At 73.1% G+C, this 13,580-nt stretch carries 13 protein-coding genes; 4 read left to right on the forward strand and 9 right to left on the reverse strand.

Going from position 1 to position 13,580, the window contains the following annotated elements; translation table 11 throughout:
- Nucleotides 1-17: 17 nt before the first annotated feature.
- Together ACIPN7_RS00115 and ACIPN7_RS00120 are read right to left on the reverse strand one after the other, a co-directional pair.
- A complete protein-coding gene (locus ACIPN7_RS00115; protein ID WP_400536743.1) occupies nucleotides 18-392 on the reverse strand; it encodes a hypothetical protein in 375 nt (124 codons plus the stop codon).
- Nucleotides 389-688, reverse strand: coding sequence for a hypothetical protein (locus ACIPN7_RS00120; RefSeq protein WP_400536745.1), 300 nt, complete (start codon nucleotides 686-688; stop codon nucleotides 389-391). The genes ACIPN7_RS00115 and ACIPN7_RS00120 overlap by 4 nt, the downstream gene beginning before the upstream one ends.
- A 140-nt stretch (nucleotides 689-828) precedes the next feature.
- Between ACIPN7_RS00120 and ACIPN7_RS00125 the strand changes: the two genes are divergently transcribed.
- Complete coding sequence (locus ACIPN7_RS00125) at nucleotides 829-1,548, forward strand: GntR family transcriptional regulator (protein WP_400536747.1); 720 nt, start codon at nucleotides 829-831, stop codon at nucleotides 1,546-1,548.
- On the opposite strand, the gene ACIPN7_RS00130 is transcribed toward ACIPN7_RS00125, so the two are convergent.
- Nucleotides 1,545-2,459 (reverse strand): hypothetical protein, encoded by a 915-nt coding sequence (locus ACIPN7_RS00130; protein ID WP_400536749.1) that lies wholly within the window; start codon nucleotides 2,457-2,459, stop codon nucleotides 1,545-1,547. The genes ACIPN7_RS00125 and ACIPN7_RS00130 overlap by 4 nt on opposite strands.
- A gap of 1 nt (nucleotide 2,460) precedes the next feature.
- Entirely contained in the window at nucleotides 2,461-3,516 is a 1,056-nt protein-coding gene (locus ACIPN7_RS00135) for an SPFH domain-containing protein (RefSeq protein WP_400536751.1), read from the reverse strand.
- A gap of 90 nt (nucleotides 3,517-3,606) precedes the next feature.
- On the opposite strand from ACIPN7_RS00135, the gene ACIPN7_RS00140 reads away from it, so the two are divergent.
- Nucleotides 3,607-4,395 carry an NUDIX hydrolase gene (locus ACIPN7_RS00140; RefSeq protein WP_400536753.1) on the forward strand — a complete coding sequence of 263 codons (789 nt, stop codon included), beginning with the start codon at nucleotides 3,607-3,609 and terminating at the stop codon, nucleotides 4,393-4,395.
- Here ACIPN7_RS00140 and ACIPN7_RS00145 read toward each other — a convergent pair.
- On the reverse strand, nucleotides 4,364-5,404 hold the full coding sequence (locus ACIPN7_RS00145) for a pirin family protein (RefSeq protein ID WP_400536755.1): 1,041 nt from the start codon (nucleotides 5,402-5,404) through the stop codon (nucleotides 4,364-4,366). The two genes, ACIPN7_RS00140 and ACIPN7_RS00145, sit on opposite strands and share 32 nt — an antisense overlap.
- A gap of 508 nt (nucleotides 5,405-5,912) precedes the next feature.
- Nucleotides 5,913-6,845: a hypothetical protein gene (locus ACIPN7_RS00150; protein ID WP_400536757.1), complete on the reverse strand. Its 933-nt coding sequence runs from the start codon at nucleotides 6,843-6,845 to the stop codon at nucleotides 5,913-5,915.
- A 388-nt stretch (nucleotides 6,846-7,233) separates the two neighbouring features.
- On the opposite strand from ACIPN7_RS00150, the gene ACIPN7_RS00155 reads away from it, so the two are divergent.
- Together ACIPN7_RS00155 and ACIPN7_RS00160 are read left to right on the forward strand one after the other, a co-directional pair.
- On the forward strand, nucleotides 7,234-7,845 hold the full coding sequence (locus ACIPN7_RS00155; RefSeq protein ID WP_285106540.1) for a TetR/AcrR family transcriptional regulator: 612 nt from the start codon (nucleotides 7,234-7,236) through the stop codon (nucleotides 7,843-7,845).
- Nucleotides 7,846-8,071: 226 nt separating this feature from the next.
- On the forward strand, nucleotides 8,072-9,406 hold the full coding sequence (locus ACIPN7_RS00160) for an MFS transporter (RefSeq protein WP_400536759.1): 1,335 nt from the start codon (nucleotides 8,072-8,074) through the stop codon (nucleotides 9,404-9,406).
- 58 nt (nucleotides 9,407-9,464) lie between these two features.
- On the opposite strand, the gene ACIPN7_RS00165 is transcribed toward ACIPN7_RS00160, so the two are convergent.
- The 3 genes from ACIPN7_RS00165 to ptsP all read right to left on the reverse strand — a co-directional run bounded on the left by ACIPN7_RS00165 (nucleotide 9,465) and on the right by ptsP (nucleotide 13,501).
- Nucleotides 9,465-10,598 carry a magnesium and cobalt transport protein CorA gene (locus ACIPN7_RS00165; protein WP_400536761.1) on the reverse strand — a complete coding sequence of 378 codons (1,134 nt, stop codon included), beginning with the start codon at nucleotides 10,596-10,598 and terminating at the stop codon, nucleotides 9,465-9,467.
- Between the two features lie 316 nt (nucleotides 10,599-10,914).
- Nucleotides 10,915-11,793 (reverse strand): sugar phosphate isomerase/epimerase family protein, encoded by an 879-nt coding sequence (locus ACIPN7_RS00170; RefSeq protein WP_400536763.1) that lies wholly within the window; start codon nucleotides 11,791-11,793, stop codon nucleotides 10,915-10,917.
- Between the two features lie 58 nt (nucleotides 11,794-11,851).
- Complete coding sequence (gene ptsP / locus ACIPN7_RS00175) at nucleotides 11,852-13,501, reverse strand: phosphoenolpyruvate--protein phosphotransferase (RefSeq protein ID WP_400536765.1); 1,650 nt, start codon at nucleotides 13,499-13,501, stop codon at nucleotides 11,852-11,854.
- Between the last annotated feature and the right edge of the window lie 79 nt (nucleotides 13,502-13,580).

A 13,580-nucleotide genomic window follows, 5' to 3' on the forward strand; every position in this document is an offset into this window, starting at 1 on the left:
CATGGGGGGAGCCGCACTCATCCCCGGACGGGCGCCGTGACGTGCAGCGACACCGGGAGGCCCTCCCCTGCGGCGGGAACCCAGCCGCTCCAGCACCGCCACACCGTGCGCCCGTGTGCCTGGGCGTCGTGATGCCCCCGCCGCTCGGTGAGGTGGAGCATCCTGGCGAGCCGTGCGGCGTCGGGCTCGCGCGCGGCGACCACGTCCACGGTCAGCACGCCCACGACGTCGTCCTCGAGGTCGAGGTGGTCCACGCCTGCCCGCACGTCCAGGGTGTGGATGTCGAAGATGTGGGCGATGAGCGCGGTCACCTCCACGAGCTCCGCGAGGTGCGCGCCCGGCGTCGGGCAGCCCTCCGGGCCGAGGCCCGCGTTGCACGATCCTGCTGTCATGTGGGCCACGCCCGGACCTCGCGGACGCTGCCCCGCAGGTCGCCGTAGACATACAGGTCCAGGTCGTTCCAGCACCCGGTCCACATCGTGAAGCCCGGCCTGGTCGCCGGGTAGTCCGTCGCCACCGTGATCCCCAGCTGCGCCGCGATCGCCGCACCCTCCGAACGCCGCGTCGGATGCACCACCAGATGATCGCGGAACACCTCGACCCATTTGACCCGCGCATCCCCGATCTCCGCCAGCAGCATCGTCACACCCGTCGCGGAATCCGCCAGGTTGCCCGCAATCGTTGCCATTTCTCCCACCTCTCTGCACCTACCTCTAGGCGCATAGACAGCCTGTTGCGGGTTAACTGGGGGTTGCAACCGCTACGCGGAAAAGTTGCGTATACGCACTGGCTGCGGGTTAGGTGGGTTCCGTGTCTAGAGAGGGACGTGTGACTGCCGCAAGCATCGCCAAGGATCTTCGTGCCGCGATCCGCTCCGGGACCTACAAACCGGGCGATCGTCTTCCGAGCGAAGCAGCGCTCATGTCGAACTACGGCGTGGCCCGCATGACCGCGCGCCACGGCCTGTCGATGCTCAAGGACGAGGGCCTGACGGTGACCCGGCACGGCTCCGGCGTGTTCGTGCGCGCCTTCGAGCCGATCGTCCGCGACAGCACGGGCGGTCGGCCCGACGAGTCCACGGTGACGGCCGAGATCGACGAGACGGGCGCCGGCCTCACGGTCCGCACGCTTGCCGTCACGGCGGAGGCCGAGCCCTCGGAGAAGATCCGCGCCACCCTCGGCCTCGCCGAGGGCGACAAGGTGACCGTGCGCGAGCGTCTGCACCTGCGGGAGCGCAAGCCCGTCCTGTTCGCGACGTCCTACCTGCCCGCGTCGATCGCGGCCGGGACGCCGATCGCGGACCAGGAGGTCGGGCCGGGCGGCACGCACGCACGCCTGACCGAGGCCGGGCACGCGCCGGTGCGGTTCCGCGAGGACGTGGTGGGCCGCATGCCGACGATCGAGGAGATCGAGGAGCTGCGCATCGAGCCCGGCACACCGGTGCTCGCGGTCACGCGCACCGCGTTCACCAAGGACGGGTCGGCCGTCGAGGTGAGTCACGTGGTGCTGGACGCGGGCGAGTTCATGCTCCGCTACGACATCCCCTAGACGAGCCGGAGCCTTCGCTCGGCCACACCGATCCGGACCTCCTGGCCCCAGGAGACCTCGAGCCGGTCGGCCTCCATGCCGTCGCCGAACACGACGAGCCGGTCGGACTGGACCGTCACCACGAGCTCGCCGCCGCCCCCGAGCACGCCCTCCGTCATCGTGACGCCGGTGACCGGCGACGGCCAGGCCTCCCGGACGAACCAGGCCAGCGCCGGGTCCGTGGGACCGGGCAGCCGGCGGCCGCCCCGGTCGTGCGCGATCGACGCGCACCAGCCGGTGGCGCCGGTACCGGTGCTGACGATCAGGCCCGACGACGACTGCCGCTCCGTACCGCCGTCGACCCCCAGCAGGTAGCGCGCCGACTGGTGGCTCGGATGGCCCAGGAACAGCTCGTTGACGGCGTGGAGCTCCTGGCCGTCGTCGAGCCGCGCGTGGACCATCGTGAGCTCGTCGTGAAGCAGCGACGCGAACGGCGCCTCGTTCGCGCCGCCCCGCGGCGCGGCCAGGCTACCGATGATTCCCGCGACGTCACTGACGTCGTGCCGCACGAGCACCCCGAGGTTGGTGCCCGGTTCGGGGTCGACGCCGATCACGAGCTGCCGGTCCAGGTACTTGGCCACGTTCGCGACCAGCCCGTCCTGCCCCACCACGAGGACGACGTCCTCGGGCGCGAAGAGGAACCGGTCCAGGTCCGCGCGCTCCACCTCCGCGAGCGCCCAGTCGGACGGCACGCTCGCCGCGACCACCTTGCGGGCGGTCGCGGCGGCGTCGTGGCGGGCCTCGACGTCGGCGAGCGTGCGGCCCCGGGTGCGGAGGAAGAACTCCGCCTGGCCGCGGGTCGCGTGCCGGTCGAGCAGCTCGTCCAGCTCCGTCCGCCGGTGCACGAGGACGGCGCGGGTGCGCAAGGCCATGTCAGCGCTCCGCGGCCGGCGCGCCGTTCGCCACGGCGGCGCCGTTCGACGTCGGCTCGCCCGCCCGGGCGGTCAGCGCACCCAGGAGCCCGCTCACCAGGTCGGGCGTGACGGTCAGCGAACCCACGTTCGGCAGGTGCGGGGCGGCGTCGCGCAGGGCGAGCGCCATGAGCACGTCGCGTCCCACGTTCGCGTAGACCGCCATGAGCGCGGCCTCCTTGGCCGCCTCGGCCTCACCGAGCCGGCGCAGCGACGCCGCCTGGGCGGTCGCCGCGATCTCGCGCCGCTCGGCGTCGGACTTCGCGGACACGAGGGCGGCGGCCGCGGCCTCCTCCGCCTCGCGACGCTTGTTCGCACCCTCCTGGGCGACGAGCTGCTCGCGGCGGGTGGCGAGCTCGATCTGGCTCGCGAGCTCGTTCTCCGCGATCTTGCGCTCCCGCTCGACGGCCACGGCGCGGCGCTCGTAGGTCGCGCGGTCCGCCTCGGCCTGCAGCCGCTCGCGCACGGGCGTGCGCAGGGCCTTCTCGACGTCGCCCTCGGGCCGGACGGCGAGCACCCGCACACCGAGGATCTCGATGCCGGTCGCGGCCAGGCGCGCGTCGTCGCCGAGCGCCCCGAGCGCCGTCCGGATGCGCCCGACGCCGGACTCCAGCGCCTCGGCCAGGTCGAGCGTGGCGATCAGGTCGACCGTGAGGCTCTGCGCGAGCTGCCCGACGATGGCCCCGACCTGCTGCCGGCCGCTCGCCTCCTGCCCCTTGCCCGCGACGGGGAAGATGCCGAAGTCGAGGCGCTGGGACGCGAGCACCGGGTCGCCGAAGCGGTAGGTCACGTTCGCCTGCACGGTCACGTCCTGCTGGTCGCGCGTGACGGCGTGGAACAGGACGGGCAGCTCCTGGTCGGTCGCGGGCACCTCGCTGAGCACCGAGGAGTCGGGGCGGAACCAGAACGCCTGGCCCACCCCCTGGTGCCGCACGCCGCCCTTGCTGAGGTGCACCACGTAGTCGCTCGCGGAGCCCAGGAACTGCCGGAATCCGGGGTAGCGCTTGATCGTCGCCATCGTCGGCCTCTCGTTCGTTGTTGTCGTCAGATTGACGATATCTACTCGTTCCGCTTTTCGTCAAGGTGACGAGAATGTACGGTCGATGGCATGGCCCGCACCACACCCGCCCCGTCCGCCGTACCCGACTCCGCCGGCGCGTTCCCCGTCACCGTCGACGTCGTGGCCCTCACGGTGCGCGACGGCGCTCTGCAGGCGCTCGTCGTCGACCGCCTCCTGGAGCCGTACCGCGGGCAGGCGGCGCTGCCGGGCGGGTTCGTGCTGCCGGGCGAGACCCTGGAGCAGGCGGCGGGGCGGGAGCTGGAGGAGGAGACCCGGCTGACCGTGCCCGCGGGCGCGACCGGCACCGGGCCGTGGCACCTGGAACAGCTCCGCACGTACGGCCCGCTCGGGCGCGACCCGCGCGGCCCCGTGCTCTCGGTCGCCTACCTCCTGCTCGCGCCGGCGTTCGGGTTGCCCGCGGCAGGCGGCGACGCGGCCGAGGCCCGCTGGGTGCCGGTCGGCGAGCTCCGGGGCGAGCGGAGCGCCGGCCTCGCCTTCGACCACGACGGCATCCTGGCCGACGGCGTGGAGCGGGCCCGCGCCAAGATCGAGTACTCGCCGCTGGCGGCCGCGTTCTGCCCGCCCGAGTTCACGGTCGCGGAGCTGCGCGGCGTCTACGAGGCGGTGTGGGGCACGCAGCTCGACGCGCGCAACTTCCACCGCAAGGCCACGGGCACCCCGGGCTTCCTGGAGCCGACGGGGCGCCTGGGCGGCGGAGGACCCGGCCGCCCGGCCGAGCTGTTCCGGCTCGCACCCGGTGTCGACCCGACCGCGACCGTGCTGCACCCGCCGCTGCTGCGGCCGGTCAGCCCTGGCCCGGGCGCGCCCTCGGCTTGAGCCGCAGGTCCGGCAGCACGGGCGCGCGCAGCGGCCCGCTCGGGTAGCCCCGCACCTGGCCGAACAGCCGCTCCTCCGCGCCGGCCGCGTACCCGGTCGCGCCGCCGTCGAGCTCGGCGATCTGCGCCATCCAGCCGTCGCGCGCCCGCACGATGTCCTCGTGGGTGCGGCCCATGAAGTTCCACCACATGATGACGTCCTCCTCGAACGGCAGGCCGCCGATCAGGACCGCCCGTGCCGGCACCCCCGCCCGGGCGCGCACCACGAGCGTGGACCGGCCCGGCGCCACGTGGCCAAGGTTCGACGGCGGCACGGCGCGGCCCTCGAACGTCACGTCACCGGCGTCGACGAGCAGGGCGTGCTCGTGCTCCGCGTCGACGTCGATCCGCACCTCTGCCCCCGGCTCGAGGTCGATCTGCGCCCCCACGAGCGGCGTGTAGGTCGTCGCGGCCGAGGCCAGCTCCTCCCCCGCCACGGTGAGCCGCCCCATGAACACCCGCACGACGGCGCCGTCGGCGCGCGCGACCGGGAGGTCCCCGTGGTGCTCGAAGTGCGGGTCGGCACCGAGCGCGGAGCCGGGCAGCGCCGTCCACAGCTGCACGCCGTGCAGCCGGGGCGGACGCACCCCGGCGGGCGACTCCTCCGAGTGCGAGATGCCCATGCCCGCCGTCATGAGGTTGAGCTCGCCGGGCCGGACCGTCTGCAGCGAGCCCACGGAGTCACGGTGCAGGATCTCGCCCTCGAATAGCCAGCTCACGGTCTGCAGCCCGGTGTGCGGGTGGGGCGGGACCTGCATGCCCTCGCTGTCGGAGACGTCGTCGGGGCCGTAGTGGTCGCTGAAGCACCACGCCCCCACGAGCGACCGGGCGCGCTGCGGGATGGTGCGCCGGACGTTCATCGCCCGCGGCCCGCCGAGCGGCACGTCGCGCGGGGTGAGGAGCTCGATGCCGTCGCCTTGCTCACCAGCGACGCAGACCTGCTCGGTCGGCCGGGTCTCGAGGTTGCTCATGGGCCGAGCCTAGATCGCGCGGGGGAACCCCGGGGAGGGGCCAGGGCCCCCGGGGCAGGCCGGGGGCCCTGGCGAACCGCATACCCGTGGCCCACGCTCGGCGCGTACCAGGGGCGCCGTGTCGACGTCACGACTCCGATGCGCTCGTCAGACCCGGATCGCCAGGCCTGTTCTGCACGAACACCTCGAACGCGGGCGGTCTTCCGGCCCCGTACAGGCACCTGTGGCGTCATCCACAGCCCGCACCGCGGTACGGGACGTCCTGTCGTTCTCCGGTCGACCATGTGTCCGATGCCCGGGCCGGTCGGTACTGCTGCAGCGCACCGCATCTGCACCCGGATCGTCGAACCACTGCCAACGTTTCTATCCGCGTGCCGCATCAGCGGCAACCGCTCCACCGTTGTAATTTTCACCCTGCGGTATTACACAGTTCTATCCACAGGAAGAACCCTGAATTTCCCACACAACACACAGGGCTGTGGATCAAATCTGTGGATAACTAATTCCGTCAGACCCAGGCGCGAGATCCCGGAGCGCCGCCCGTGGCCGAGTCGTTGCGCCCGTCCAGCTCCTCCGGGGTGGCGATGAAGCCGCCGTCGTCCACGAGGATGCCGGCGATGCGGCCGTGGAGGGAGACGCCGAGGCGGGCGAGCGAGACACGCATGCGTGCCCGGGCGATGACGTGCAGGCCCGACCCGTGCTCGAGCTCCAGCTCGTAGGGGTCGGCCGGCATCCAGGTGAGGCGGTAGGCGAACGGCCCGTAGCTGCGCCAGTCCAGCGCCCCGAGGGCGCGCGGCACCCGGTCGACACGCTCGACGTCGACCACGATCGAGCCGTCGTACGCGGTGCTGCCCGCGAGCGTGTAGCGCGGGGACCCGTCCGGCGTGACCTGCTCGGCGGACACGTCGGCGGTGGCGATGAACGACCGGAGCATGGGCAGCACGTCCGTGGGCTGCAGCGCGTGCGCCGAGTAGAGCGCCAGGTTGACGGACCCCGCGGGGTCCGGGAGCAGCGGCTGCCGGCCGTCGGCGAGCACGCCGCCGGCGGTCTTGCGCGCCGCCGCGACCATCCACTGCACGATGCGCAGCTCCTCGCCCTGCGGGAGCGCGTGCGGAAAGGCACGGGCGATGCCGTCCCGGTCGTCGTACGACGTCGGGGCGGCGCCGCGCACGTCGCGCAGGCCGTCACTCCGCGCGATGGAATACGCCTCCGCCTTGGTGGCGGGGATCGACAGCTCGGCGAGGTGCGCCTCGCCCACCTCGAAGGGGCCGGTCGCGACGTGCGCCTCCCCCAGACGCATGACACCAGGAACGAGCGAGTCGGGCTGTGCCATGCCCCGGAACCGGGATCCGGCCATGCGCCGCGAGCCGGAGGTGCGGGACGGTTCTCGGAGCCACGCGACCTCCGAGAACCACGCGGCAGCGAGCTCGCTGACCGCCACGGGGCCGTTCGTACTGGGCAGGATCAGAAGGTGACCCGAGGCGTGTTCCGCTGGAATCACGCCCGCCAGAAATGTCATGCGGGCACTTTACTGCCGGGCACTTTCGCCCATGATGCGGGCATGTTACAGAGAGGAAACACACTCGTGACGAGGGGCTCACGTCATTACGCGCACGGGACGGCATATTTCAACCCCGTCGTCACGGGCGTCTCTTCGCCATTTCTGGGCGACGGAGTCTCAGTGCAAATGCATGAAGATGCCTTCATCGCAACATACAAACGGGATCTATCCGAACTTAACGCTATCTGTCCGATGAAAGTGCATGTGACCTCCGCACCCCGCCGATCCCGCGTTCCAGTTACTGACGACGCAGGCATATGATGTCAGCATGCCCAAGATCATCGGCAAGAGCCTGCACGAGCACCGCCAGATGACGAGGCACAAGCTGTTCACCGCTCTGTCCACCCTCATGGCGGAGCGCGGGTTCGACACCATCACCCTGGCCGACATCGCCGCAGCGGCGAACGTCGGCCGGACCGCTGTCTACAACCACTTCCACGACAAGGAAGCACTGCTCCTCGGGTTCATCACGCACGAGACGGAGCAGTACGCCCACACCCTGGAGCGCGCGCTGGACGGCGTGAGCGATCCCGTGGAACAGCTGCGTACCTACATCCGTCAGCAGGCTCAGCTCACCCGCGTCTTCCACCTCGCCCCCGGCCCGGACCTGCGGACGGTCCTGTCCCGCGCCACGCAGCAGCGCCTGCGGGAGCACGCCGACATCGTGGAGGCGATCCTGCGCCGGATCCTCACCGCCGGGATCGAGGCGGGGACGTTCCCGCCCCAGGACATCGAGCCCACGGTGCACCTGGTCAACGCGTGCCTGTCGGGGCGCCTCATCCCGGACGAGCCCGTGGCCCGCGAGCGCACGATCCGCGCCGCCGAGTCGTTCGTGCTGCGCGCCGTCGGGGCGCGGGTGCCGGAGCGCGTCCCCGCCTGAGCCAGAGGTGCAGCGCAGGGTGCGGGCCGAGGAACGAGGCACGCGCCCGAAGCGGAACCGCAGGCTCAGGCGGTACAGACAGAGCCTGAGCCGGAGGTGCAGCGCAGGGTGCGGGCCGAGGAACGAGGCACGCGCCCGAAGCGGAACCGCAGGCTCAGGCGGAACGAGAAGAGCCTGAGCCTGAGCGGGTGAAAACGCCTGCCACCGAGGCGGTAGCCTCTGGCGCGTGCCCTCCACCGCCGTGAACTCCGAGCCCGCGCCCGTGATGCGGCCGGCGCCGCTCGGCGGCGCGTTCACCCGGGTCGTCGCCGCCAACCTCAGCTCGAGCCTGGGCGACGGCATCGCGCGCGTCGCCGCGCCGCTGCTGGCCGCGCAGCTGACGAACGACCCGCTGCTCGTGTCCCTCGTGGCGGTCGCCGCCCTGCTGCCCTGGCTCCTGTTCGCCATCCCGGCCGGCGTGCTCGTGGACCGGATCGACCGCCGGCTCGCCCTCGCCCTGGCGGGCGGGGTCCGCGCCCTCGTGGCCGGCGGCCTCCTCGCCCTGCACCTCGCGGGCGCGCTCACCATCTGGTGGCTGCTGCTCGTGGTGCTCCTGTACGGCGTGCTGGAGACGGTGTACGACGGCGCCATCCGTGCCGTGGTCCCGTCGCTCGTGGGCCGCGGCGACCTGCCCCGCGCGAACTCGCGCATCGAGGCCACCGAGATCGTGGTGCAGCAGTTCGTCTCCCAGCCGCTCACGTCCTGGTTGCTGGCGTTCTCCGCGGCCTGGGCGCTCGGGCTGAACGCCGCCGTGTACGTGGTGGCCGGCGGGCTGGCGCTGGCGCTGCCCGCCGTCGCGTCGGGGATCGCCGCGCGTAGGCGCCGCGCGGAGCCGGTCGCTGCTTCGGACGCGGCCGGGCCGACGGTCGCCGAACCGGGCCAGGACGGCGAGCCCGCACCCGCCGCGGGCTGGCGGGCCGAGCTCGTCGCGGGTTTCCGGTTCATCTGGGCCAGCTCCATGCTGCGGCCGCTGTGGATCGTGAGCGTGCTCATCGGCATCTGTCACGCCGCCATCACGTCCACGCTGGTGCTGTTCGTCCTGGACCGGCTCGACGTGCCCGAGGCCTGGTACGGCACCTTCATGCTGGCCGGTGCGCTGGGCGCCCTGACCGCCGCGGCCGTCACGGGCCGGCTCAAGGCGCGCTTCCGGACGGGACCCGTGATGGCGGTCGCGAACGCCGTCGGGCTCGGGGCCTGGTTCCTGGCCGGCGCGTTCCCGCTGGTCTGGGTGGGCGCGGTCGCCATCTTCGTCTCGTTCGGCTGCACGACGACGTGGAACGTGCTGGTCATGTCCCTGCGTCAAGCGGCCGTGCCGAACCACCTGCTCGGCCGGGTGCACGGCACCTGGCGCACCGCGCTGTGGGGCGCGATGCCGCTCGGCTCGCTCATCGGCGGCCTGCTGGCCCGTTCGGGTGACAGCACCCCGTTGCTCGTCGGGGCGGCGGCCGGCCTGGTCGTCGCCGTCGTCGGGCACCGGTACATCGCCGGGCTGCCCGACCCGGAGACCCTCGACCCCGCCTGAGCCGGAGCCGGGCGACCGGCCGCGGCCGGGCCGGCAGGCCCGGCCCTCCTGCGGCGGGTCAGATCCAGCGCTTCCAGCGGAAGACGCCGAACAGGCCCACGCTCACGGCGAGCATCGCGACCAGCGCCGCCGGGTACCCCCACGCCCAGCCCAGCTCCGGCATGGTGTCGAAGTTCATGCCGTAGACCGTGCCCACGAGGGTCGGGGCGAACAGAATGGCGGCCCAGCCGGAGATCTTCTTGACCTCCTCGCCCTGGCGGATGCTGACCTCCGAGAGGTGCTTCATCTCCTCGTTCTGCCGCTGCGCGACGAGCGTCGCGGCCACGGTGAGGATGTCGCGCAGCGCGGCGCGGAAGACCTCGATCCGGTCGGCGGCCTCGGTGAGGTGGTCCGCGACGTCGCGCAGGTAGGCCTGCAGCTCCGGGTCCACGCCGTACTTGTCGGCACCCTTGGCGAGCGAGGCGCACAGCGCCTGCTCCGGCCGCACCGCCCGCTGGAAGTCGAGCACCTCGCGGGACAGCTCGTAGACGCGCCGCGACACGTCGGGGGCACCGCCCCAGACGTCCGACTCGATCTCGTCGATGTCATGGTCCAGCCCGGCGACGACCGGCGCGTACCCGTCCACGACGCTGTCGAGGATGGCGTACAGCACCGCCTCGGGGCCGCAGGCGAGCATCTCGGGGTCCGCCTCCAGGCGCGCGCGCACCGCGGCGAGGTCGGGCGAGGCGCCGTGCCGCACGGTCACCACGAAGTCGGGGCCCACGAACACGTGCAGCTCGCCGAACTCGACCTCCTCGGCGTCGTCCAGGTAGCGGGCGGCGCGCAGCACGACGAACAGGGTGTCGCCGTAGCGCTCGATCTTGGGGCGCTGGTGCGCCTGGATGGCGTCCTCGATGGCGAGCGGGTGCAGGTCGAACTCGCGCGCGAGCGACGTCAGCTCGGTCTCCTCGGGGCGCTCCAGCCCGATCCAGGCCATGCCGCCGGGGCGGGACCGGAGCGCGCTGAAGGTCTCGGCGAGGTTGTCGTAGCCGGCGGTGCGGACGCCGTCGTCGTAGATCGCGGCGGCGACCACCGCCGAGCGCGGCTCGGGGGCCACGGGACGCGGGGCGGCGTCGGGCACGCCGACGGTGCGGCGCTGGCGCAGCGCGCCGAGCAGCGGGCGGGCAGGACGGGAGGGCAGGAACGTGGCCATGGGGAAACTCCTGGGGTCGAGCGCAGGAAAAAGGACTGCGAACGCACACCGCAGCAGCGGACGGCCGGGCGACCGGTGGACCTCACGCCCCGACAGGGGGCGGAGCGCACCGGTGCGCGAGAACCCGCGGACACGCGGGCAGGGGAACCGTCAGCTCAGCTGCGGTCCGGACTACTCGGAGGCTCGCTACGGGTCATGCGCGCCACCTCCTTCGTCCTGCGGCGGTCCGCCGCACCAACACGTTCTCGACGGGGGCCAGTCTAGCCCCGACGCCCCTGGGGATCGAAACAGTTCGAGAGCAAGGTCACAGAACGGGTCACCAGGCGTCGTGGGGCCGGTGGTGCGCCCCCGGCGGGGTGTGGAACTCGTGCGGGGTGCGCGACAGGTAGGCCCGCGCGAACTGCAGCGAGGCGGCCAGGTCGTCGTGCCGCTCGGCGGCCGTGCGCGCCGCCCGGGTCGAGATCTCCACGCAGACGTCGCCGCTCCAGCGGCGCGCCACCAGCTCCTGCAGCACCTTCTCGGCGTGCATGCTGCCGCGGCCGGGGACCAGGTGCTCGTCCCGCGCGCCATGGTTGCCGTCGGCGAGGTGCACGTGCCGCAGCCGGTCGCCGAAGGTGTGCAGCAGGGTGAGCGCGTCCTGCTGGGCCACGCTCGCGTGCGACAGGTCGAGGGTCACGGCGTCGTAGTCGTGCTCGGCGGGGTCCCAGCCGGGCAGGTAGGCCTGGAACTCGCGCTTTCCCCCGCGCCAGGGGTACATGTTCTCGACGGCGATCGTGACGCCGGTCGACTCGCTCAGCTCGCGGACCTGGTCCTGGAACTGCCGCGCGTACTTGTACTGCCAGCGGAACGGCGGGTGCACCACCACCGTGCCGGCGCCGAGCTCCAGCGCCATCTCCGTGGTCCGCTCCAGCTTCGCGTCCGGGGACCGGCCCCAGACCCGCTGGCTGACGAGGAGCGTCGGCGCGTGCACCGAGCGCACCGGCATGCCGTTGTCGGCGGAGAGCTTCGCGAGCGAGCGCGGGTTCTGGGTGACCTCCTCGGACCAGATCATCACCTCGATGCCGTCGTAGCCGAGCTCGGCCGCGGCCTCGAAGGCCAGCGGCACACGGCGAGGGAAGACCGACGCCGTCGAGAGCGTGACCTGCACATCGGGTGCGGCGGGCTCCTGCGGATCGGTCCGGATCGGTTCGGGCATGCGGGCCACCTTAAAACGCCTACGTGACTGTGATGTGACCTGGAGGTTCAGATGAGGTTCAGGTGAGGAGACGTTCTCGCGCCAGGTCGCGCGCGGCGTCGGCGGTCGAGCACTCGAGCACGGCCCGGGCCAGGTCCACACACTCGTCGCGGGACACGCCTGCGAGGGTACCCGCGACGTCCGCCAGAGCACGAGGTGTCATGGACAACGACGTTACGCCCAGACCCACCAGGACGGGCGCCAGCAGGGGGTCGGCCGCAGCCTCCCCGCACACCCCCACCGGAGCACCATGCAACGCCCCACCCTCGCTCGCCACCCGGACGAGCTCGAGGACAGCGGGCTGCCACGGCGTCGACAGGACGGCCACCCCGGCCAGGTCCCGGTCGGCCGCCATCGTGTACTGCGTGAGGTCATTGGTGCCCAGGCTCGCGAACGACACCTCCGCCAGCAGGTGCCGCGCCTGCAGGGCGGCGGCCGGCGTCTCGATCATGATTCCCGACTGCTCCAGGCCGTGCGCCGCGCACGCCGCCGCGAAGTCGCGGGCCTCGTCCACGGTCGCGACCATCGGCGCCATCACCCAGACCTCGGCGGTCTCGGCGGCGGCGGCCCGGGCGATCGCGTCGAGCTGCCGGTCCAGCACGTCCGGGTGCGCGACGGCGGTGCGCAGCCCGCGCACGCCGAGCGCCGGGTTGTCCTCGTGGTCGGGCGTGAGGAACCGCAGGGGCTTGTCGGCCCCGGCGTCGAGCGTCCGGACCACCACCCGACGGCCCGGGAAGTGGGACAGGACCGCCCGGTAGGCGGACACCTGCTCCTCGACGCTGGGCTCCTCGCCCCGACCCAGGAAGCAGAACTCGGTGCGGAACAGGCCGACGCCGCGCGCGCCCGCCGCCGCCGCGGCCTCGGCCGCCGCCGGGTCGGCGACGTTCGCCACGAGCTCCACCTCGGAACCGTCGCGGGTCACGCCACGGCCGTCGAACGTGGCGGCGGTGACCCGGCGGCGGGCGCCGGCGACGTCGTCGGCGGACGGGGCACGCAGGACCGTGCCGAGCGTGCCGTCGACCACGAGCTCCTCGCCGTCGGCGAGGTCGTTCGCCCCGGGCAGCGCGACGACGGCCGGGATGCCGAGGGCGCGCGCCAGGATGGCCATGTGCGAGGTGGGGCCGCCGCGCGCCGTGACGATCGCGGTGACCACGGCGGGGTCGAGCATCGCGGTGTCGGCGGGGGCGAGGTCGCTCGCGACGAGCACGAACGGGTGCCCCGGGTCGGGCACGCCGGGCGGGGCGGCGCCGGTGAGCGCGGCGACGATGCGGTCGCGCACGTCGCGCACGTCCCGGGCGCGCTCCGACAGGGGCGGACCGAGCGACTCGAGCTGCGTGGCCACCGCCCCGGCGGCGTCCCACACGGCACGTTCCGGCGTGAGGTGGTCGTCGCGGACGCGGCGGGCCGCGGCGGCGGCGAGGGTCGGGTCGGCGGCCATGGCCGCGGTGACCGCGAGGACGTCGGCCGCGGTGCCCGACGCGCGGCCCGCGCGCTCCGCGAGGTCGGCCTCCACCCGGGCGGCGGCGTCCTCGACGGCACGGACGGCGTCGTCCGCGGAACCCGACAGACGACTCGTGCTCGGCTCGGGCACCCGGGCCGGCATCCGGACCACGGTTCCCACCGCCCGGCCCGGGCTCGCCGGGACTCCCGTGAGCCTCTCGCTCGTCATCCGTACGCTCCCTCGGGCTCGTCGTCGAGTGTCCTCGGAACGTTACACGCGACGGACGGGCCGAGCGAGACCCGGTCGC

The organism is Promicromonospora sp. NPDC090134, from assembly GCF_044746965.1.
Lineage (GTDB): Bacteria > Actinomycetota > Actinomycetes > Actinomycetales > Cellulomonadaceae > Promicromonospora.

Coding starts and splice junctions, on each gene's coding strand:
- ACIPN7_RS00115 (WP_400536743.1), bottom strand. CDS start 392: ATGACAGCAGGATCGTGCAACGCGGGCCTCGGCCCGGAGGGCTGCCCG.
- ACIPN7_RS00120 (WP_400536745.1), bottom strand. CDS start 688: ATGGCAACGATTGCGGGCAACCTGGCGGATTCCGCGACGGGTGTGACG.
- ACIPN7_RS00130 (WP_400536749.1), bottom strand. CDS start 2,459: ATGGCCTTGCGCACCCGCGCCGTCCTCGTGCACCGGCGGACGGAGCTG.
- ACIPN7_RS00135 (WP_400536751.1), bottom strand. CDS start 3,516: ATGGCGACGATCAAGCGCTACCCCGGATTCCGGCAGTTCCTGGGCTCC.
- ACIPN7_RS00140 (WP_400536753.1), top strand. CDS start 3,607: ATGGCCCGCACCACACCCGCCCCGTCCGCCGTACCCGACTCCGCCGGC.
- ACIPN7_RS00145 (WP_400536755.1), bottom strand. CDS start 5,404: ATGAGCAACCTCGAGACCCGGCCGACCGAGCAGGTCTGCGTCGCTGGT.
- ACIPN7_RS00155 (WP_285106540.1), top strand. CDS start 7,234: ATGCCCAAGATCATCGGCAAGAGCCTGCACGAGCACCGCCAGATGACG.
- ACIPN7_RS00165 (WP_400536761.1), bottom strand. CDS start 10,598: ATGGCCACGTTCCTGCCCTCCCGTCCTGCCCGCCCGCTGCTCGGCGCG.
- ACIPN7_RS00170 (WP_400536763.1), bottom strand. CDS start 11,793: ATGCCCGAACCGATCCGGACCGATCCGCAGGAGCCCGCCGCACCCGAT.
- ptsP (WP_400536765.1), bottom strand. CDS start 13,501: ATGACGAGCGAGAGGCTCACGGGAGTCCCGGCGAGCCCGGGCCGGGCG.